This window comes from Leifsonia sp. NCR5 (assembly GCF_002105485.1).
GTDB lineage: Bacteria > Actinomycetota > Actinomycetes > Actinomycetales > Microbacteriaceae > Leifsonia.
Genome location: NZ_NCSR01000030.1, coordinates 1 through 18,301, shown reverse-complemented (window position 1 = coordinate 18,301; position 18,301 = coordinate 1). Strand labels below are relative to the sequence as shown.

At 67.0% G+C, this 18,301-nt stretch carries 18 protein-coding genes and 1 tRNA gene; 12 read left to right on the top strand and 7 right to left on the bottom strand.

Annotation, left to right across the window (positions count from 1 at the left end):
- Positions 1 to 68 precede the first annotated feature (68 nt).
- Positions 69 to 575: a hypothetical protein gene (locus B7438_RS18200; protein WP_085371101.1), complete on the bottom strand. Its 507-nt coding sequence runs from the start codon at positions 573 to 575 to the stop codon at positions 69 to 71.
- 165 nt (positions 576 to 740) lie between these two features.
- Here B7438_RS18200 and B7438_RS18195 point away from each other — a divergent pair, with 165 nt between their 5' ends.
- The 4 genes from B7438_RS18195 to rlmB all read left to right on the top strand — a co-directional run bounded on the left by B7438_RS18195 (position 741) and on the right by rlmB (position 4,947).
- Entirely contained in the window at positions 741 to 1,223 is a 483-nt protein-coding gene (locus B7438_RS18195; RefSeq protein WP_021763858.1) for a CarD family transcriptional regulator, read from the top strand.
- Complete coding sequence (ispD, locus tag B7438_RS18190; RefSeq protein ID WP_085371100.1) at positions 1,224 to 2,396, top strand: 2-C-methyl-D-erythritol 4-phosphate cytidylyltransferase; 1,173 nt, start codon at positions 1,224 to 1,226, stop codon at positions 2,394 to 2,396.
- Positions 2,397 to 2,461: 65 nt separating this feature from the next.
- The gene (gene cysS / locus B7438_RS18185) at positions 2,462 to 3,895 is read left to right on the top strand and encodes a cysteine--tRNA ligase (protein ID WP_085371099.1); all 1,434 of its coding nucleotides are present in this window, start codon (positions 2,462 to 2,464) and stop codon (positions 3,893 to 3,895) included.
- Entirely contained in the window at positions 3,892 to 4,947 is a 1,056-nt protein-coding gene (rlmB, locus tag B7438_RS18180; protein WP_085371098.1) for a 23S rRNA (guanosine(2251)-2'-O)-methyltransferase RlmB, read from the top strand. The genes cysS and rlmB overlap by 4 nt, the downstream gene beginning before the upstream one ends.
- Positions 4,948 to 5,043: 96 nt before the next feature.
- Here the strand turns inward: rlmB and B7438_RS18175 are convergent, their stop codons facing one another.
- Together B7438_RS18175 and B7438_RS18170 are read right to left on the bottom strand one after the other, a co-directional pair.
- A complete protein-coding gene (locus tag B7438_RS18175) occupies positions 5,044 to 6,351 on the bottom strand; it encodes a DUF4032 domain-containing protein (RefSeq protein ID WP_085371097.1) in 1,308 nt (435 codons plus the stop codon).
- A gap of 113 nt (positions 6,352 to 6,464) precedes the next feature.
- Positions 6,465 to 7,559 (bottom strand): ABC transporter ATP-binding protein, encoded by a 1,095-nt coding sequence (locus B7438_RS18170; RefSeq protein ID WP_085371096.1) that lies wholly within the window; start codon positions 7,557 to 7,559, stop codon positions 6,465 to 6,467.
- A 280-nt stretch (positions 7,560 to 7,839) separates the two neighbouring features.
- Between B7438_RS18170 and B7438_RS18165 the strand changes: the two genes are divergently transcribed.
- Complete coding sequence (locus B7438_RS18165) at positions 7,840 to 8,745, top strand: thioredoxin domain-containing protein (RefSeq protein WP_085371095.1); 906 nt, start codon at positions 7,840 to 7,842, stop codon at positions 8,743 to 8,745.
- 57 nt (positions 8,746 to 8,802) lie between these two features.
- Positions 8,803 to 8,875: transfer RNA gene (locus B7438_RS18160), tRNA-Thr, on the top strand.
- Positions 8,876 to 8,948: 73 nt separating this feature from the next.
- Here B7438_RS18160 and B7438_RS18155 read toward each other — a convergent pair.
- Together B7438_RS18155 and B7438_RS18150 are read right to left on the bottom strand one after the other, a co-directional pair.
- Complete coding sequence (locus B7438_RS18155; RefSeq protein ID WP_085371094.1) at positions 8,949 to 9,419, bottom strand: hypothetical protein; 471 nt, start codon at positions 9,417 to 9,419, stop codon at positions 8,949 to 8,951.
- Positions 9,416 to 10,282 carry a serine hydrolase domain-containing protein gene (locus B7438_RS18150; RefSeq protein WP_085371093.1) on the bottom strand — a complete coding sequence of 289 codons (867 nt, stop codon included), beginning with the start codon at positions 10,280 to 10,282 and terminating at the stop codon, positions 9,416 to 9,418. The genes B7438_RS18155 and B7438_RS18150 overlap by 4 nt, the downstream gene beginning before the upstream one ends.
- A gap of 530 nt (positions 10,283 to 10,812) precedes the next feature.
- On the opposite strand from B7438_RS18150, the gene B7438_RS20660 reads away from it, so the two are divergent.
- Together B7438_RS20660 and B7438_RS18140 are read left to right on the top strand one after the other, a co-directional pair.
- On the top strand, positions 10,813 to 11,433 hold the full coding sequence (locus B7438_RS20660) for a DUF5819 family protein (protein WP_179150869.1): 621 nt from the start codon (positions 10,813 to 10,815) through the stop codon (positions 11,431 to 11,433).
- Complete coding sequence (locus B7438_RS18140; RefSeq protein WP_085371091.1) at positions 11,430 to 12,401, top strand: HTTM domain-containing protein; 972 nt, start codon at positions 11,430 to 11,432, stop codon at positions 12,399 to 12,401. Before B7438_RS20660 ends, B7438_RS18140 begins: the two co-directional genes overlap by 4 nt.
- Before the next feature lie 104 nt (positions 12,402 to 12,505).
- Here B7438_RS18140 and B7438_RS20655 read toward each other — a convergent pair whose 3' ends face one another.
- Positions 12,506 to 12,850 (bottom strand): hypothetical protein, encoded by a 345-nt coding sequence (locus B7438_RS20655; RefSeq protein WP_179150868.1) that lies wholly within the window; start codon positions 12,848 to 12,850, stop codon positions 12,506 to 12,508.
- 39 nt (positions 12,851 to 12,889) lie between these two features.
- Here B7438_RS20655 and B7438_RS20650 point away from each other — a divergent pair, with 39 nt between their 5' ends.
- Positions 12,890 to 13,681 carry a serine hydrolase gene (locus B7438_RS20650; protein WP_179150867.1) on the top strand — a complete coding sequence of 264 codons (792 nt, stop codon included), beginning with the start codon at positions 12,890 to 12,892 and terminating at the stop codon, positions 13,679 to 13,681.
- Between the two features lie 137 nt (positions 13,682 to 13,818).
- Positions 13,819 to 13,983, top strand: a complete 165-nt coding sequence (locus tag B7438_RS20645) for a hypothetical protein (protein WP_179150866.1) — start codon at positions 13,819 to 13,821, stop codon at positions 13,981 to 13,983.
- 47 nt (positions 13,984 to 14,030) lie between these two features.
- On the opposite strand, the gene nhaA is transcribed toward B7438_RS20645, so the two are convergent.
- Positions 14,031 to 15,905 carry a Na+/H+ antiporter NhaA gene (nhaA, locus tag B7438_RS18130; RefSeq protein ID WP_085371089.1) on the bottom strand — a complete coding sequence of 625 codons (1,875 nt, stop codon included), beginning with the start codon at positions 15,903 to 15,905 and terminating at the stop codon, positions 14,031 to 14,033.
- Between the two features lie 154 nt (positions 15,906 to 16,059).
- Between nhaA and B7438_RS18125 the strand changes: the two genes are divergently transcribed.
- Complete coding sequence (locus B7438_RS18125; protein WP_085371088.1) at positions 16,060 to 16,911, top strand: siderophore-interacting protein; 852 nt, start codon at positions 16,060 to 16,062, stop codon at positions 16,909 to 16,911.
- Positions 16,912 to 17,001: 90 nt separating this feature from the next.
- Positions 17,002 to 18,282, top strand: a complete 1,281-nt coding sequence (locus tag B7438_RS18120) for an O-acetylhomoserine aminocarboxypropyltransferase/cysteine synthase family protein (protein ID WP_085371087.1) — start codon at positions 17,002 to 17,004, stop codon at positions 18,280 to 18,282.
- Positions 18,283 to 18,301 lie beyond the last annotated feature (19 nt).

Below are 18,301 nucleotides of genomic sequence, written 5' to 3'. Positions count from 1 at the left end.
CCGACAACGCGAACGGCTCCGAACTTCACGAAGAAGTTCGGAGCCGTTTCGTTTGCGCGTGCGACCGACTACTTGGTGGCCGGCAGGATGGTGGGCGGCACGAGGTCGCGGTACTCGGGCAGGGCGCCGTCGAGGACAGGGACCTGCAGCTTCAGGCCGGTCTCGTCTCCGTACTGGAAGAAGACGGAGTAGAGGGCGCCCGGCTTGCCGTCGAAGTTGGCGAAGAAGACGTTGTTGCTGGAGCTGGACTGCGGGTCGCTGCCGAGCTGCTTGACCTGGCCGGGCTTGACGGTGACCTCTGCCGTGGAGGCGCTCTGGTCTCCGCCCTGGATGGAGACCTCGATGCTCTTCGAGTCGTTGTTGACGAGCGTCACGACGAGGTTGCCGACGGTGCCGTCTTTCGCGTCGGTGATGATGATGGCGTTGCGCACGTCGATCTGGCCGACGTTGCCGCTCACCCCGTCGCTCGCGTCGTAGTGCTTCGTGGTGGCCTGCGGGGCGATGAAGCCGCAACCGGCCGTTCCGAACGCGACCGCCAGAGCAAGGGCGATGGACGCTGCGACACGAGCTTTCACTGAATGACCCTCCAGATCGTTCCGCTCGGCCTGCGAATGCGCCGTGTGAGAAAGCGGAATGCTGTTTGAGTTTAGCGCATGCCCACGGACGCTCGGGCGCGCGAAGGCGAACCTTAGCATGTGCCTCATGTGGTATCCTAGTAGTTGCTGAAGGGACATCAATCTATGCTTTTCGAGGTTGGCGAAACCGTCGTTTACCCCCACCACGGTGCTGCGACTATCACCGAAGTCAAGAAGAGAATCATCAAGGGTGAAGAGAAGCTGTACCTCAAGCTCAACGTGACCCAGGGCGACCTCACCATCGAGGTTCCCGCTGAGAATGTCGACCTCGTCGGCGTCAGGGACGTTATCGGCAAAGAGGGTCTCGACCGCGTCTTCGAGGTTCTGCGCGCTCCGTTCACCGAGGAGCCCACCAACTGGTCCCGCCGCTACAAGGCGAACCTTGAGAAGCTCGCCTCCGGCGACGTCATCAAGGTCTCCGAGGTCGTTCGCGACCTGTGGCGCCGCGACCAGGACCGCGGCCTGTCCGCCGGTGAGAAGCGGATGCTCGCGAAGGCTCGTCAGATCCTGATCTCCGAGCTCGCGCTCGCCGAGAAGACCGACGACGAGAAGGCATCGAGCCTGCTCGACGAGGTCCTGGCCTCCTGAGTGTCGCCGCGCCTCGCGGTGGTGATCGTCGCCGCCGGTAGTGGCACGCGTCTGGGTGCAGAGCTCCCGAAAGCCTTCGTGGCTCTCGGGGGCTCTACTCTTCTCGAGCGTTCGGTGCATGCCGTCGCGGGAATGAGCGAAGAGGCGCAGGTCGTGGTCGTCGCCCCCGCTGAGCTCGTCGGGGACGCGACGGACCTCGCATCCCGAGCTTTCGGCGCGCCCGTCTCCGTCGTGGCTGGCGGGGTGACCAGGCAGCAGTCCGTCGCGGCCGGCATCGCCGCGCTCGCGGACTCCGTCGAGGTGGTGCTGGTGCATGACGCCGCTCGGGCGCTCACGCCGTCGTCGTTGTTCGACGAGGTCGTGTCCGCCGTGGATGCGCGGGGTCACGGCGTCGTGCCCGGCCTGCCGGTCAGCGACACGATCAAACGCGTCGGCGACGACGGGGAGATCCACGAGACCGTCGACCGGTCCGTGCTGTCCGCCGTACAGACGCCGCAGGGCTTCCCGCTGGCCGACCTCGCCGCCGCGTACGCAGCGGCAGCCTCGGAGGAGACGGACGACGCCGGGCTGGTCGCCGCATCCGGTCGCGCGGTCTCGGTCATCCCGGGCGACGCGCGCGCGTTCAAGATCACCACGCCGTGGGACCTGCGCCGGGCGGAGGAACTGATCGCGGGGTCTGCCGCTGCCGCCCACGCTGCGCCGCGCGTCGGGTTCGGAACGGACACGCACGCGTTCGATCCGTCGGCGGAGCTCTGGCTCGCCGGGCTGCACTGGCCGGGGGAGGCGGGGCTCGCCGGGCACAGCGACGGGGACGCCGTCGCGCACGCGATCACGGATGCGCTGCTCGCCGCCGCGGGCCTGGGCGACATCGGCGGGGTGTTCGGCACGAGTGATCCGCGGTTCGTCGGCGCGCACGGATCCGTGTTCCTGACGGTGACGCGGCGGCTGGTCGAGCAGGCGGGATTCCGGATCGGGAACGTGTCCGTGCAGCTGGTCGGCAATCGGCCGAAGTTCGCGCCGCGGCGTGCGGAGGCCGAGGCGCTGCTCGGCGGCATCCTCGGCGCCCCGGTGTCGGTATCCGCGACCACGACGGACGGCCTCGGGTTCACCGGTCGTGGCGAGGGCATCGCCGCGTTCGCCACCGCCCTGGTTGTCCACAGCCGACAGGTTTGACGAGTTACTGACATGTTCGAACGCTCGCGCGGCACCCGCGCGGCTCGGCCCGTAGGCTGTATGCCGTGACTGTGCGACTCTACGACACGAAGGCCGGTGCCCTTCGCGACTTCATCCCGCTCCGCGACGGCGAGGTGGGCATCTACGTGTGCGGGCCGACCGTGCAGTCGTCTCCGCACATCGGTCACCTGCGCTCCGCGCTGGTCTACGACCAGCTGCGGCGCTGGCTGAGCTATCGCGGATACCGGGTCACCCTGGTGCGCAATGTCACAGACATCGACGACAAGATCCTGGTCAACGCCGAGGCGGCCCGGGAGTCCGGCAGTGCGGAGGAGTGGTGGGCGCTCGCGTACCGCTTCGAGCTCGAATTCACCGCGGGGTATACGGCGCTCGGCGTGCAGGCGCCCACCTACGAACCGCGGGCCACGGCGAGCATCCCGCAGATGCAGGAGATCATCGCCCGCCTGATCGAGCGTGGGCACGCGTACGCTGCGGCGGACGGCTCCGGCGACGTGTACTTCGACGTGAAGAGCTGGCCGTCGTACGGCGAGCTGACCAGGCAGAGCATCGACAACATGGAGGCCGCGGCCGACGCCGACCCCCGTGACAAGCGCGACCCGCGCGACTTCGCCCTCTGGAAGGGGCGCAAGGCCGACGAGCCGGCGTCCGCATCCTTCCCGTCTCCGTGGGGAGACGGGCGGCCGGGGTGGCACATCGAGTGCTCCGCGATGTCGCGGCGCTACCTCGGGCCGCAGTTCGACATCCACGGCGGCGGGCTCGACCTGCGCTTCCCGCACCACGAGAACGAGATCGCCCAGTCGACGGCGGCGGGGGATGCGTTCGCCAACTACTGGGTGCACAACGGCCTGGTCAACGTCAACGGACAGAAGATGAGCAAGTCGCTCGGCAACTCGGTCTACGCGGCCGACCTGCTGGGCGCCGCGCGTCCTCTGGTGGTGCGGTACTACCTCGGGTCTGCGCACTACCGGTCGACCATCGACTTCCACGACGGGTCGCTGGAGGAGGCGGAGGCTGCGCTCGAACGCATCTCCGGATTCTTCGAGCGCGTCGACCGCCGGCTGGCAGGAACGCGCTTCGCCGGGAGCGGCGTCGAGAGCGTTCCAGACGCCTTCGCCGAGGCGATGGACGACGACCTCGCCGTCCCCCAGGCCATCGCCGTGCTGCACGACACCGTGCGTTCAGGAAACGCGGCACTGGATGCGGAAGACTTGGAAGCCGCCGCCGCCGCACGCGGGCACGCGCTCGCGATGGCGGAGGTGCTGGGCATCAACCCGCTGTCCCCGCACTGGAACACCGCAGGATCGTCGGCGGCGGACGCCGCCCTCGGCCAGCTGGTCGAGCGGCTGCTCGCCGACAGGCAGGCGGCACGGCAGGCGAAAGACTTTGCGGCAGCAGACCGCATCCGCGACGAACTGACGAGCGCGGGAATCACCATCGAAGACACCCAGACGGGGTCGCATTGGAGCATCGAATCATGAAGAACTCGGGTGGAAAGCCCCGCGCCGGGGCCGTGAGGAAGAGCCGCAAGGGTCCCCAGGTGGGCTCGGGCGGACAGGGCAGGCAGGCACTCGAAGGCAAGAAGCCGACGCCGAAGGCCGAGGACCGGCCGTACCACCCCGCAGGCAAGGCGAAGGCGGCGCGCGAGCGTTACGCCGCAGCGGGCGGGCGTGGCAAGCCGGGCGAGGGCCGTGGACAGGGCTCCGGCCAGGGCCGCGGGAGGGGCGACACCGCGCCGCGCGGCGCATCCGGTGCTGCACGCCGCGCCAAGTCGGGCGACGAGAGCGAGATCGTCACCGGCCGCAACTCCGTGGTCGAGGCACTGCGCGCGCACATCCCGGCCAGCACGCTCTACATCGCCGCGCGCGTCGAGATGGACGAGCGGGTGAAGGAGATCCTGTCGATCGCCACCGGTCGCGGTCTCCCGATCCTCGAGGTCATGCGTCCGGAGCTCGACCGCCTGGCCGGCCGCGACGCCGTGCACCAGGGCGTCGCGCTGAAGGTGCCGCCGTACGAGTACGCGCACCCGGCCGACCTGCTCGACCTGACAATCCGCAAGGGGGAGACGCCGCTGTTCGTCGCCCTCGACGGCATCACAGACCCCCGCAACCTCGGCGCGATCATCCGCTCGACGGCCGCGTTCGGCGGGCAGGGCGTCATCGTCCCACAGCGTCGCTCGGTCGGCATGACCGCCTCGGCGTGGAAGACCTCGGCGGGCGCCGCAGCGCGCACGCCCGTCGCGATGGCGGCCAACCTCACCCAGACGCTCAAGGCATTCAAGGAGGCCGGCGTCTTCGTGCTCGGACTCGACGGCGGGGGCGACGTGTCGCTTCCCGGGCTGTCGTTCGCCGACCGGCCCGTCGTGATCGTGGTCGGCAGCGAGGGCAAGGGGCTGTCGCGCCTGGTCACCGAGACCTGCGACGCGATCGTGTCCATCCCGATCACTGCCACCACCGAGTCGCTTAACGCGGGAATCGCCACGAGCGTCACGCTCTACGAGATCGCCAAGCTGCGCGCGGAGGCCAAGAAGTAGCCAGGCGGTCGCCGCCCGGCTCGTGAGATGCCAGTAACTGCGCCGGATTCCACGGAAATCGGCGCAGTTACTGGCATCTCGCAGTTGTAGCCGGGGTCAGACCTTGCTGCGCCAGTCGTCGGCGTCGTCGTCCGTGTCGCCCGTTCCCGTCTCCGACGCCAGGATCGGGATGCTGATGGTCTCGGTGGGCGGGGCGATCACGGTCGCCTCGTCGCGGCGGTGGCGGAGGATGTCGTTGATGTACGAGGTCAGGGCCTCGGCGAGCGGAACATCCCGGCCCTCGGCCTGCGACATGAACCAGCGGTGCTCCAGCAGCTGGTGGAAGACCTCGGCGGGCTCCAGCTTGCCCTTGAGGTCGGCGGGGATCGCGCGCACGACAGGCTCGAAGACGCGCATCAGCCACTCGTGCGCCATCGCCTCCTCGTCCAGGCCCTGCTTGCCGAGCGTCGCGGCGTAGGAGTCCAGGTCGTTGAGCAGTCGCCTGGCCTGGTTCTCACCGGTGTCGAGGCCGGTGAGGCGTAGCAGCCTGCGCTGGTGGTGGCCGGCATCCACCACCTTCGGCTGGATGCGCACGGTCGTGCCCTCGTCGGAGGTCTTGATCGCGAGCTCCTCGATGTCGAAGCCGAGATCGTTGAGGCGGTCGACCCGCTGGTTGATGCGCCAGCGCTCCGACGACTTGAACGACTCGCTGCCGGTCAGCTCCTTCCAGAGCGACCGGTATGCGGCCACGATGCCGTTGGAGACCTTGATCGGGTCGAGCTCCTCATCCACGCGGCCGCCGGCTTCGAGGTCCATCAGCTCGCCGGCGATGTTGACCCTGGCGATCTCCAGGTCGTTCTCGCGCTGACCGTTCGAAAGGCCGCCGTCGTAGAGCTGGCCGGTCTCCGCATCCACGAGGTACGCGGCGAACGCGCCTGCGTCGCGACGGAACAGGGTGTTGGAGAGGGACACGTCGCCCCAGAAGAAGCCGACGATGTGCAGGCGCACGAGCAGCACGGCCAGCGCATCCACCAGTCGGGTGGCGGTGTCGGGCCGCAGGGTCTGCGAGAACAGCGCCCGGTATGGCAGCGAGAACTTGAGGTGGCGCGTGACCAGCACGGCCTTCAGCGGGTCGCCCTCGTCGTCCGTGCGGTTCTTGATGACCGCGACGGGATCGACGCACGGCACGTCCACCCGCTGCAGGGTGCGCAGCATCTCGTACTCGCGCGTGGCCATCTCTGCCGTCGTCTCCTTGATGGCGATGACGTAGCCGGACAGGTTCGCGAAGCGCACCAGGTGGCGGGAGATCCCCTTGGGCAGAACGGCGATGTGCTCGCTCGACCACTCGTCGAGCGGAAGGTTCCACGGGAGGTCGAGGAGTGCGGGATCGACCGTCGCCGCGGTGATGTTGAGGGAGCCAGCCATGATGAAAACCTATCGGATGCGGGTGGGAGCGCTGAGGGCGGGGGAGCGGATGGGGAAAACGACAGTGCCGCAGTCCGGGAAGGACTGCGGCACTGTCAGGATGCGTTGCGACCTCAGTCGACGACGGCACCGCCGAGGCGCTCGCCGCTCTCCGCGTGGAACGCGTGGACGTGGCCCGGCTTCGGGGTGATGTAGACGGTGTCGCCCGCGTTCGGGTGCATGCGTCCGTCGACACGACCGACGATGTCGGTGCGCTTGCCGTCGATCTCCGAGTGGCCGTAGAGGTAGCCGTCTGCGCCGAGCTCCTCGACCAGGTCGACCGTGACCTTGAGGCCGGTGTTCTCGGTGGTGGAGACGACGACGTCCTCCGGGCGGACACCGATGGTGACGGCCGAACCGGCGTTCGCGAGGACCTCGCGCTCGATCGGGACGACCGAGGTGCCGAACTTGACACCGCCGTCGGTGACGTCGGCCGAGAACAGGTTCATGGCCGGGCTGCCGATGAAGCCGGCGACGAACACGTTGTTCGGCTGCGCGTACAGGTCGCGCGGGGTGCCGACCTGCTGCAGGACGCCGTCCTTGAGGACCGCGATGCGGTCACCCATGGTCAGCGCCTCGGTCTGGTCGTGCGTGACGTAGACCGTGGTGACGCCGAGGCGGCGGGTGAGCGACGCGATCTGCGTACGGGTCTGGACGCGGAGCTTGGCGTCGAGGTTCGACAGCGGCTCGTCCATGAGGAACACCTGGGGGCTGCGGACGATCGCGCGGCCCATCGCGACGCGCTGACGCTGACCACCGGAGAGCGCCTTCGGCTTGCGGCCGAGGTAGGGCTCCAGGTCGAGCAGCTTGGCGGCCTCGAGGACGCGGGAGGCGCGCTCGTCCTTGTTGACGCCGGCGATCTTGAGCGCGAAGCCCATGTTCTCTGCGACGGTCATGTGCGGGTAGAGAGCGTAGTTCTGGAAGACCATCGCGATGTCGCGGTCCTTCGGCGGAACGTCGGTGACGTTGCGCTCGCCGATGAAGATGTTGCCGTCGTTGACCTCTTCGAGGCCGGCGAGCATACGAAGCGAGGTGGACTTACCACAACCGGACGGACCGACCAGGACGAGGAACTCGCCATCGGCGATCTCGAGGTCGAGTGCATCCACTGCAGGGCGGTTGGAACCCGGGTACAGACGGGTTGCCTTGTCATAGGTGACTGACGCCATTGTTTTCTTACTCCTTCACCGGCAGGTACGTGCCGGACGATCCGTTGTGAATGGGTAGGTGGAACTGTCGTCCTGGGGCGACGGTGCCACGACCCCATAGTATGACATCGGCGACGGCGTCGTGACCACACGGGCACCCAGGGGTCCACGGCGCATTCAGCCGGCGTCTGGACGATTCCCAGACTGCCGAATTACGATCGACCGGTTGCGTGCTGAGCGCGCGATCCGAACCACACTGCCCCGAAGCAGTGCCCCAGCGATTCCCCCGAAAGTGATATTCATGACCGACGGCCCCGACGACAGCCGCCCTGCCAACGAACGGCGTGAGGCAGCCAGGGAGAAGGCCCGCCAGCTGCGCACGTCCCAGCAGCGGAAGGATCGAAGGAACAAGGCGCTGCTGACCGGCGGCATCGTGATCGGAGTGCTCGCCGTCGTCACGGTCGTGGCCCTGATCATCGTCAGCGCGATCCGCCCGACCGTCCCCGGTCCGAAGAACATGGCGAGCGACGGTGTCCTGATCGGCTCCGGCCTCACCGTCAAGCCGACGCCCGCCCTCGCGGCGGACGCCAAGCCCATCCCCTCGACGCCGGACCCCAGCGGCAGCGTCGTCGACATCCGGGTGTACGCGGACTACCTCTGCGCGCTCTGCGGCGACTTCCAGCGCACCAACCTCAAGCAGCTCGAACCGCTCGTCAAGGACGGCGCGGTGACGATGGAAGTGCATCCGGTCGCCATCTACACGAGCCACTCGGCGGGGACGAAGTACTCGCTGCGTGCGGCCAACGCCGCGGCGTGCGTCGCGAACTACTCGCCGAACGCGTTCTGGAAGTTCAACGCGACGATGTTCACCAAGCAGCCCAAGGAGGGCGGCCCCGGCCTCACCGACGCGCAGATCAAGTCGCGTGTCAGCGACGCCGGAGCGACCAAGACGAGCGAGATCTCCTCCTGCATCGACGACGGCCGGTTCAAGACCTGGGTGACGACCGCGAGCGACAGGGCGCTGAGCGGCCCCATCCCGAACTCGTCGGTCAAGAAGATGACGAACGCGCTGCTGGTGCTGGTCAACGGCAAGCAGTACACCGGCTCGCTGACCAGCGCGGCCGACTTCAAGGCGTTCGTGCTGCAGGCGCAGGGCGACCAGTATTCGTCGACCGCGACACCGTCCCCGAGCCCCAGCGCAGGCTGACCGAACCGCAGGACCCCATCCCGTAGGATGGGTGCCGACGACGGGCGACCGTCGCCTGCCGGCCTGGCGCAATTGGTAGCGCACCGCTCTTGTAAAGCGGGGGTTACGGGTTCGAGTCCCGTGGCCGGCTCTGTGTAGAAGCCCTGCCAGACCAATTCGCACGACCCCGACGCGAGTTAGGTCCAGGAAACCGCGCTGGTTCGTCACCGAACCAGGGTGAGGACACGCTCTGGATGCGCAAGAATCTGACGGCGCGCTGCCGTGTCGCGCACCAGAAGACGAAGCGCCGCTTGGATTGATTCGCACTGTGAGCGACGATAACCGCGAGTGACGAACCCGGTGCAGACGAGTTCGCGCGATTGAGGTCGACCAGCGGTCGTCAACTCCAGTCTGACGGGGACATCTGAAACGGGGGGCTGCCAGTCGAGCCCGATGCTTGCTGTTGCGGCCGCTGCGGTGAACATGAGCCATGCGGGCGGACGGAAGTTCGCGACAACGGGCGCGATCGTGATCGAGTGGACGCTCTCCCACGGCACGACGCCAACATCGGCCTCGGCGGGCTGACGAACGATGATCCCCAGGTCGGAGAACCGGAGATGCGTTCCCTGGTCGATAGGGTCGCCAAGGATGAGGGCCCCATCGCGGACGAGCAGAAATCCCAGCCGTGCGCTCATCGTCTGCCTCGACGGATCGCCGATTTCAGAGCGGAAGCCGCAAGGATGTTGCCCGTGCCACGGGGACCACCGAGTGCATGAGCGACAGCGACACCTCCGGTCGCGATATCGGCAGCGACAACGCAGCCGGAATGACGCAGAGCCCCGTCGTGAAAGAACCTCGGAGCCTCGCCTAGCCACGGTCGTGGGGTCCTGCGCGGGTCGAGAAGGCCGCCCGGCGCAGATTGATGAGTGACGATCGAGGCAAGCGTGGGCGGGCTGCTCGCGAACCCCGCGGCCGCTACCCACGGGCCAGTAACACTCCAGTCATGCAGAACCGCACCGGTGACGGACTTGGCTCTGCACACGTCTGCGTCTCGACTGGCCGCGGAAAGTGCGTTGCCGGCGATCCCGGAGGGGACGATGACGAACGTGCGTACGGCATCCAGCAGCGGGAGGCAGGATGCAACTTCGATCACGCGGGCCAGCAGCGCATAGCCAAGATTCGAGTACTGTGACGGCCTCCCCATGAGAGCCGGCAGCCGGGGAATCACCTGATCGTCGAAGGATTCTGAGGACCAGCCCTCGTACGGTGCGTCGAAATCGGCCTCCTGCTCAGGAAGGCACCGTGCCAGTCCGGATCGGTGCTCGACGAGAGCTCCGACGGTAAGGGTCGGGGGCGCCGAGGTGAGAAATTCCCGAACGGACGTGGCTGCATCGAACGCCCGGGTATCCATCAGCGCCTGAACTGCCGCGCTTGTGAGGAGCTTGCTGATCGAAGCCCACGCCACCGGCGTCTGACGATCATGCCAGGCGCCATATCGCTCAACGGTCGTTTCGCCATTGATTGCGACCAGCACCGCAGTGCTGGAGAACAGGCTCATGAAGGCTCCTCGTATTGGTGACGATCTCGCGGAAAGCGGCGCAATCGTTGGCTCGAGGCCGCTGGACTATCATACATCTAGCATGTACCGTACATTCTACGTGTACTAAGTAGTGCATCCGAAATGTAGAACGGAAAACATTATGAAACTAAGGACGATCTCAACTGCTCTCGTAGCTGCAGGGACGTTGTGCCTTCCTGTGTCGCCAGCGGCGGCGGCTGGCCTTGAATCGCAGTCTCAAGCCGAGTCTGCTTACGACGTCGCGATCGATCAGGCAGAGCCGGATGTGGTCAAGGCGGAGCCGAGGGCGATTCCAGCAGTTGTCGCAGTTGGAATCGCAGTCGGGCGCGGATTCACTGCTGCGAAGGCGCCCCAGGCAGTTTCGAATGTGCTTCGCCAGGGTGGATTCATTCAGAACTTCATGGGCGGTGCGGCGAAGTTGAATGTTGATACGAGAGGCGTTGCAGTAGACACGATCTTCGATCACTGAGTTCACAATGCCGCGCATTCCCGTAGTTCGTGGGATCGCTGTGGCCGTCATCGGCGCGGTGGGGACGGCATATGTCTCTTCCGTGCTGATGGCGGCCGGGCCGCTAACCCCGCTCAGCGTCAAATATGGTCCCGCTGCGAACGAGGTCCTTTCTCCCTACTTTCAGCAGAACTGGCAGCTTTTCGCACCACGTCCCATCAGTGAGGAACGGGGACTTGTAGCTCGCGTCAAGTGTCAAGACAGCACAGTTACCAAGTTTCGCGATGTGACGAGCGAGCACATTGACGCGGTCCAGTCCTCACGATTATTCCCCTCGCGAATGTCGCGGGTCGTGAGCAATGGCATGGTCCAGGTATTCCTTGAGGATCCGATTCTGACACGCCTACGAGCGGATCAGGAGAGCAGGAAGCCTGCTGACGCTCATGATAAAGAGGACGAAATTCCCCTGAGCTCGGAGGAAAAGGAGGTGCGCACCCAGGGCGAGGCCGCCCTGGTGCGATTTGCGCATCGTGCGCTCGAATCAGAATGCGCTACGACTGTGCAAGCTGTGCAGCTCAGGTACGTACTCCATTCCTTTCCGCGCTGGTCCGAGCGCCATCAATGGCGCGAGACAGGCACAGTCGATGTGCTCGAATCCGATTGGTTCGAGGTGAGCGCGTGAACAGGATTATCAGAAGCTGGTCACAGATCGTTGCGCGTCTGACGACCGAGCCCCGTGCCCTGTTCGGAGTCGCGCTCGCCCGAATCGGCGTCGGCGTTGCACAGCTGTCGTTGTATATCAGCGATTATGGATCCCGGCACGACCTCTTCGGGCAGGGGAGGCTATATCCCGGGCAGTTAGCGAGCGAACCTCGCTCAATAAACCTCTATGCGATGGTTCCGCCTGAGCGAGTATGGTTCGAATTCGTCTTCCATGTGGGGCTACTCTGCTGTGTTCTGCTCGTGCTGGGGGTGGGCGGCCGCGTAATGGTCCTGGCCACGTGGATAACCAGCTGGTCGCTGTGGGTGTCAAACCCGATGGTGATCGATGGGGGAGACAACCTCGCGATGATCGTCCTTCCGCTCCTCGCGCTTGCGCGGTCGATGGACAGATTGGCCCTGCGGGCGATCATTCCGATCGCGACCTCGAAAATTGCTCGAAGGATCAACGCGTCGTGGCCCATGGTGCTGATTCACAACGCCGCAGTCGGTGCCATCATGGTTCAAATCTCGCTCGTCTACTTTCTCAGCGGGATGTACAAAGCGCAGGGGCCGATGTGGGTCGACGGCACAGCGCTGTATTACATTCTCAGGACACCTGAGTACTTCTTTCCTCCACTTACACCGCTTGTCCTCGCCAGCGACGAAGCGCTTGTGTTCGGAACGTACGCAGCGATGGTGATGCTGATCGCCTTTCCATTCCTCGTGCTGACGCGAAAGACACGACGCGTCGCCGTCGCAGCCATGATGCTTTTCCATTTCGGGATAGCGCTGTTCATGGGGCTCACCAGCTTCGCGCTCATGATGGTCGCTTGCGATTGCGTCTTCGTCTCCCGCGATCTGGAACGCCTTTGTCAACGCTTGCGGCGAGCAATCACTGGGGCCTGGAGTTCCGCCATGAAGCGACGATCGATCGTCGACGCGCAATGAGAAAGCGCGCCCGAGCATTCTGCTTGGCGGCGCTCGTCGTAGGTTTAGGGGGTTGCGCCACGACAGAGGAGTCGCCGACCGCTCGGCATGCTGCCGACTCATTGCTACGCGTCATCAACGAGGCAAACGGCGAAGTCGATCGCGAGCGCATCCAGGAGCGAGTTTCGAGGGGCATGATCGCCGGCGAGCGCAAAGCGGTTCTCGGGGAAACGCTCGACCGCGTGGCCGCAGATGGTCCATGGAGGGTCGTCGCAGTCGATGAAACCGGTGCGCCCATGAGCACCGATCTCCTCCTGAAATCCGAATCGGGCACGTACCAGCGGATGCACACCAGCGTGGACTCCGCCGGGCTTGTCGAGATGCTCTGGTTCGGCTATGCCGTCGACCGCGACGCCGAACGCCAGTCGGTTGCGCAGGTTGCGGCTGAGATAGCTCGAGTGCCAGCCCACAGTTCCGTTCTCGTCGCTGGCGCCAGAGACGGGGTATGCATGCCCCTCGCAGTCGCCGGGACGAGCCAGGGCGAACGCTTGCCACTCGCTTCGGTGTCGAAGCTGTTCGTCGTCGGCGCGGTCGTCGACGCGATCGATCAGGGCGAACTGCAGTGGACAGACACGTTGGAGCTCACTGAGCGCGTCAGGTCATTGCCCGCCGGCCGGTTGTCTGAAGCGGCAGAGGGTACGCGTGTCAGTGTGCTTGACGCTGCGGTGCGATCACTCGGGGAAAGCGACAACACGGCGGCAGATCTTCTGAGGGCTGAACTCGGGGGCGAGGCGGTTGCCGATGCGCGTCGGATCATGACGGGGAAATCGAGCGCGGAGCCCTTCAATTCGACGCGAACGATTTTTCGTACTGGCTGGGGTGCGGACCGTTTGCCGCTCGGTCAGTCGATTCCCGCGACGGGAACTGGATTGGTCGATGAATCCGGACCGCTTCCTTCGCCGTTCGAGGTAATCGAATCGAGGTGGCAGGACGGCGTGGACTGGTTTGCCGATGCGCATGAACTCTGCGCGGCCGCGGCATGGCTGGACGCGCGTCTCCGTACGGTTCCCCGCGAACTCAGAGAAGCAGCGTCGGCCCCACGCGACTACACGCTGCGCAAGACCGGGGGGAATCCAGGTGTCAGCGCGTTCGTGGGCGTGAGGCGCTCCGATGACGGTGTCACGTCTCGAGTGGTGGTCGCCCAATTCGCCTCGGAGCAGCCAAACGATGTCGGCGATGCTGACGGGCTTTTCGGCCTAGCCGAGGATCTTGGGAGTACCTTCGACCGATCGCAGGAATAACCGTCACACGTTCTCCGTCGCCCGCGTCCTTTGGCCGCGGCGACATCGCCCCTCTATCATTCGTCCACCGAGACAGCCGGTGGTCTGTCGCCGGCGTTCGGGTGCGGGTATGCTCGCGGCCAACGAAAGGGTCATCGATGAGCCGCGACAACGACAAGAACGACGAACTCCGCGAGCAGCACCAGGAGCAGGAGCAGCATCGACAGGAGCTGCGCGACGACGTCCTCGACCAGCCCGGAGGCGGCGTGGATGACTTCGGCTCGCAGGACGAGCGGCGCAAAGAGGGGCGCGGACGACTGTAGGACTACGGCGCGCAGCCTGAGTCCGTCCCCGCGGGCCGCTTTCGCCGCTACCGGGTGCGCGCATCCGGTGCTGTCGCCTCCAGGGCGCGGATCAGGGACTGGGCGTCGAACGGGCCCACGTGGCGGCGGCCGTTCACGAAGAAGGTCGGGACGGCCGTGATGTCCATCGCCTCGGCGTCGAGCATGTCGTCGCGGACGCGGGCGGCGACCTCGGCGGAGTTGAGGTCGGCCTCGAAGCGTTCGACGTCGAGACCGAGCTCCTGAGCCCGTCGCACGATGTCGGAGGGCAGCTGGTGCTCCTGGTCGGCGAACAGGCTGCGCTCGAAGTCGAAGAAGCGGCCCTGGAGCGCTGCCGCCTCCGACGCCTCCGCCGCGGCCTGGGCGTTGGGGTGGTAGTGGCTGAGTGGGGCGTGGCGCCAGACGTAACGCAGGTCGTCGCCGATCTCGCGCCGGACCTCCTCGACCGAGCCGGTGGCCTTCAGGCAGAAGCCGCACTGGAAGTCGCCGTATTCGACCAGCGTGTACCGGGCGTCCTCCCGGCCGTAGATGTGGTCGCGGCGCGGGTCGACGGGGCGCGCGAGGAAGCGGCCGCTTTCCTTGCCCGGGTGGCGCGCATCCGAGATCCGGAAGATCAGGGCGGCCAGCAGGAAGGCGACGACGGAGGCGGTCAGCACGGCGACGCGCGCCTCGTTCTGCACGGCGGGGTCGTCGATCGCGAGGTCGATGATGAACAGCGAGATGGTGAACCCGATGCCGCACAGGGCAGCGCCGCCCGCGACCCGGTCCAGCGACAGCCCTGCGCCGAAATCGCCGATCCGGAAGACGCGCATCAGGGCACTCGACCCGAACACGCCGAGGAACTTCCCGGCGACGAGGCCGACCAGGATGCCCCAGCTCACCGGGGACGTGACGGCGGCGGCCAGGATGTCCGGGCTCAGCTGCACCCCGGCGTTCGCGAGGGCGAAGAGGGGGAGGATCACGTATGCGACATAGGGCGCGTACGCGGACTGGAGGCGCTCGTTGATCGAGATCGACTCCCGCAGGCTGTTCGCGGCCGCCCGGGCGTACTCGGTGTTCGGCGACTGGCGGAACGTGCGCGCGAGGTCGAGGGCGTGCTCGACGTCCCGCCGGTTCGGCCGGTAGACCGGCACCAGCAGCGCGATGGCGACGCCTGCGAGAGTGGGATGCACGCCGGAGGCGAGGAAGGAGAACCACACGATGATCGCGAGGGTCGCATACACCGGTCCCCGGCCGCCCCGCAGGTAGCGCGTGAAGAAGACCCCGACGAGGCAGACGGCCGCGACGATCAGCGGCACAGGGTTGAAGTTCTCGGTGTAGACGAGCGCGATGATGCTGAGCGCTCCGATGTCGTCGACGACCGCCAGGGCCAGCAGGAACACCCGGAGACGCCCCGGCGCGCGCGGCCCGATCAGCGCGAGCGCGCCGACCAGGAAGGCGGTGTCGGTGGAGATCACGACGCCCCAGGCGTGCTCCTGCCCCGAGCCGGAACTGATCAGGACGAACAGCAACGCAGGCACCACTAGGCCGGCGACGGCGGCCACGACCGGAATCACGGCGCGCGACCAGCTGGTCAGCTCTCCGATGGCGAACTCGCGGCGCACCTCGAGCCCGACCGTGAAGAAGAAGATCGCCATCAGGGCGTCGTTGACGAGGGCGTGCAGCGTGAAATCGAGGTGCACATCCTGGACGCCGACGGTGAAGTGGGTTTCCCAGAACGCCTCGTACGACGAGGCGGCGATGTTCGCCCACACGATCGCGGCGACGGTCGCGATGAGCAGCAGGAGCGCGCCGATCCTGTTCTGCCCCAGGTTCCGGATGCGCTCGGCGATGGAGGGCCGGCGGGCGCCGGACTGCGGCAGGTCGGGGTCGGGCGACCGCTCGATGACGGTCAGTCGGGTCATCCCAATATTCTGGCGCGCCCGAGACGGTTTGTGGGGTTTTCGGCGGAATCGGGGTGCTCGCCGCTGCCCGGGGTGGCCTGCCGTGCGACCCGGATCGGCTACGTTAGGTTGGCCTCATCAACAGTTCGCCCCCCGTCGACTGGAGTTCCCGGAAATGCCTTTCGCTCGTCAGCGCCTGCGGCACGAATTCGCCGTGCGTCACGTCACCGTCCGCCGTGTGAGCAGGATCGTGCCGACGATGGTGCGCGTCACCTTCAGCGGCAAAGACCTGGATGGGTTCACGAGCGCAGGGCCGGCCGACCACGTGAAGGTGTTCTTCCCCGACCAGCAGTCCGGGATGCTCGTGGTGCCGACCGTGACGCCGGACGGCATCGAGCCGCCGGAGCACGGGACGCCGATCGCGCGCGACTACACGCCGCTCGCGTTCCGGGCGGCGGCGGACGGGAACGCGGCCGAACTGGACATCGACTTCGTGCTGCACGGCGACGAGGGGCCCGCGTCGGCGTGGGCGGCGCGAGCGACGCCCGGAGACGTGGTCGCCATCGGCGGCCCGCGCGGATCGCAGCTCGCGCCGGAGGGCATCGGGCGGTTGCTCCTTGTCGCCGACGAGACGGCGCTGCCCGCGGCGAGCAGGTGGCTGGCCGCTGTCGACCCTGCCGTTCCCGTGTCTGCGCTGTTCTTCGTGGCGGACGAGAGCGTGTCGGGGTATCTGCCCGCGGAGGTGGCGGAGCGCGTGGATGCGCGGTGGCTGAGTGGCAGTGGCGCCGGCGCTGGTAGCGCTGGTGGCGCATCCACTGTCGAGGCGGCGCTGCGGGAGCTGGGGCCGATCGGCGGTGACACGTACGTGTTCCTGGGGGGGGAGGCCGTGGCGCTCATCCCGTTGCGGCGCTACTTGCGCAGGGAGCTGGGGCTGCCGGCCGAGCAGGTCTCGGCGAGCGGGTACTGGAAGCGCGGCGTCGTCGCGCTCGACCACCACGCGCCGGTGGACCCGAGCGACCCGGACTGAGCGGGCGGCACTGAGCGAGCGCACCTCGGCGTACGACCGAATGTTGCGCGAGGGTGCGCGCATCCACGCCGGGATTCGTACAGTTGCTGCATGGCTGACTTCGAGACCAGGCAGATCCACGCCGGCGCCGTCGTGGACGCGCAGACCAGCGCGCGGGTGACCCCGATCTACCAGACCGCCGGGTACGTGTTCTCCGACTTCGACGACGGAGAGGAGCGGTTCGCCGGACGCAGCACGATGCGGGCGTATTCGCGCAACGAGAACCCCACCAATCAGGTGGCGGGGCGGCGGCTGGCCGACCTGGAGGGCGGGGTCGACGGGATCGTCGTGGCCAGCGGGCAGGCGGCCATCGCGGCCGCGCTGTTCTCGCTCGCCCGTGCCGGAGACCACATCTTGGCCACGTCGTCGCTGTACGAGGGGACCCGGGAGATGTTCCGCGGCGCCCTGCAGCGCCAGGGGCTGGACGTCGAGTACGTCGCCGACGACGCCGACGAGGCGGAGTGGGCGTCGCGGATCACCGACCGCACGAAAGCCGTGTACACCGAGACCATCCCGAACCCGCTGAATCAGGTGGTCGACCTGGAGCGGCTGGCCGGGATCGCCCACCGAGCCGGCGTCCCGCTCGTGGTGGACAGCACGGTGGCGACGCCATATCTCTGTCGCCCGATCGAGTGGGGCGCCGACATCGTGATCCACTCCACCTCCAAGTGGCTGGCGGGGCACGGTGCGGTGATCGGCGGGGCCGTGATCGACGGGGGGACGTTCGACTGGGCGGCCAACGCCGACCGGTTCCCGCACCTGGCGGATGCGCCGCGGCCGGGCGTCCCGTCGTACGTCGAGCGCTTCGGGGCCGGCGCATACCTCGGCTACCTGCGCACGGTGACGGTGCTCGAGTACGGGCCGACGGTGCCGCCGACCAGCACGTTCCTGCTGCTCCACGGGATCGAGACGCTGTCGCTGCGGATGGACAAGCACATCCGGAACGCGCAGGAGATCGCGGAGTGGCTGGCCGGGCGTCCCGAGCTGGCGGCGGTGCACTATCCGGGGCTGCCGGGCGACCCGTTCCACGAGCGGGCGCAGAAGTATCTTCCGCTCGGGCCCGGGTCGATCGTCAGCATCGACCTGGCGGGAGGCAGGGAGGCGACGCGGCGGTTCATCGATGCGCTCGAACTGGTCACGCCGATGACGCACATCGGCGACGTCCGCACGCTCGCGATCCACCTGGGCAGCACGATCCACGCCAAGCTGACCGAGCAGGAACGACGGGATGCGGGGATCACGCCTGGACTGGTGCGGCTGTCGATCGGTCTGGAGAGTGCCAGGGATGTGATCGCCGACCTGGAGCGCGGACTGGTGGCCGCGGGGGCGTAGCGGGCGGTCAGGCCGGGAC

What these genes read in the sequence shown, in the direction of transcription:
- B7438_RS18195 (WP_021763858.1), top strand. Translation starts at nt 741, where the DNA reads ATGCTTTTCGAGGTTGGCGAAACCGTCGTTTACCCCCACCACGGTGCT.
- rlmB (WP_085371098.1), top strand. Translation starts at nt 3,892, where the DNA reads ATGAAGAACTCGGGTGGAAAGCCCCGCGCCGGGGCCGTGAGGAAGAGC.
- B7438_RS18175 (WP_085371097.1), bottom strand. Translation starts at nt 6,351, where the DNA reads ATGGCTGGCTCCCTCAACATCACCGCGGCGACGGTCGATCCCGCACTC.
- B7438_RS18170 (WP_085371096.1), bottom strand. Translation starts at nt 7,559, where the DNA reads ATGGCGTCAGTCACCTATGACAAGGCAACCCGTCTGTACCCGGGTTCC.
- B7438_RS18165 (WP_085371095.1), top strand. Translation starts at nt 7,840, where the DNA reads ATGACCGACGGCCCCGACGACAGCCGCCCTGCCAACGAACGGCGTGAG.
- B7438_RS18155 (WP_085371094.1), bottom strand. Translation starts at nt 9,419, where the DNA reads ATGAGCGCACGGCTGGGATTTCTGCTCGTCCGCGATGGGGCCCTCATC.
- B7438_RS18150 (WP_085371093.1), bottom strand. Translation starts at nt 10,282, where the DNA reads ATGAGCCTGTTCTCCAGCACTGCGGTGCTGGTCGCAATCAATGGCGAA.
- B7438_RS20650 (WP_179150867.1), top strand. Translation starts at nt 12,890, where the DNA reads ATGCCCCTCGCAGTCGCCGGGACGAGCCAGGGCGAACGCTTGCCACTC.
- B7438_RS20645 (WP_179150866.1), top strand. Translation starts at nt 13,819, where the DNA reads ATGAGCCGCGACAACGACAAGAACGACGAACTCCGCGAGCAGCACCAG.
- nhaA (WP_085371089.1), bottom strand. Translation starts at nt 15,905, where the DNA reads ATGACCCGACTGACCGTCATCGAGCGGTCGCCCGACCCCGACCTGCCG.
- B7438_RS18125 (WP_085371088.1), top strand. Translation starts at nt 16,060, where the DNA reads ATGCCTTTCGCTCGTCAGCGCCTGCGGCACGAATTCGCCGTGCGTCAC.
- B7438_RS18120 (WP_085371087.1), top strand. Translation starts at nt 17,002, where the DNA reads ATGGCTGACTTCGAGACCAGGCAGATCCACGCCGGCGCCGTCGTGGAC.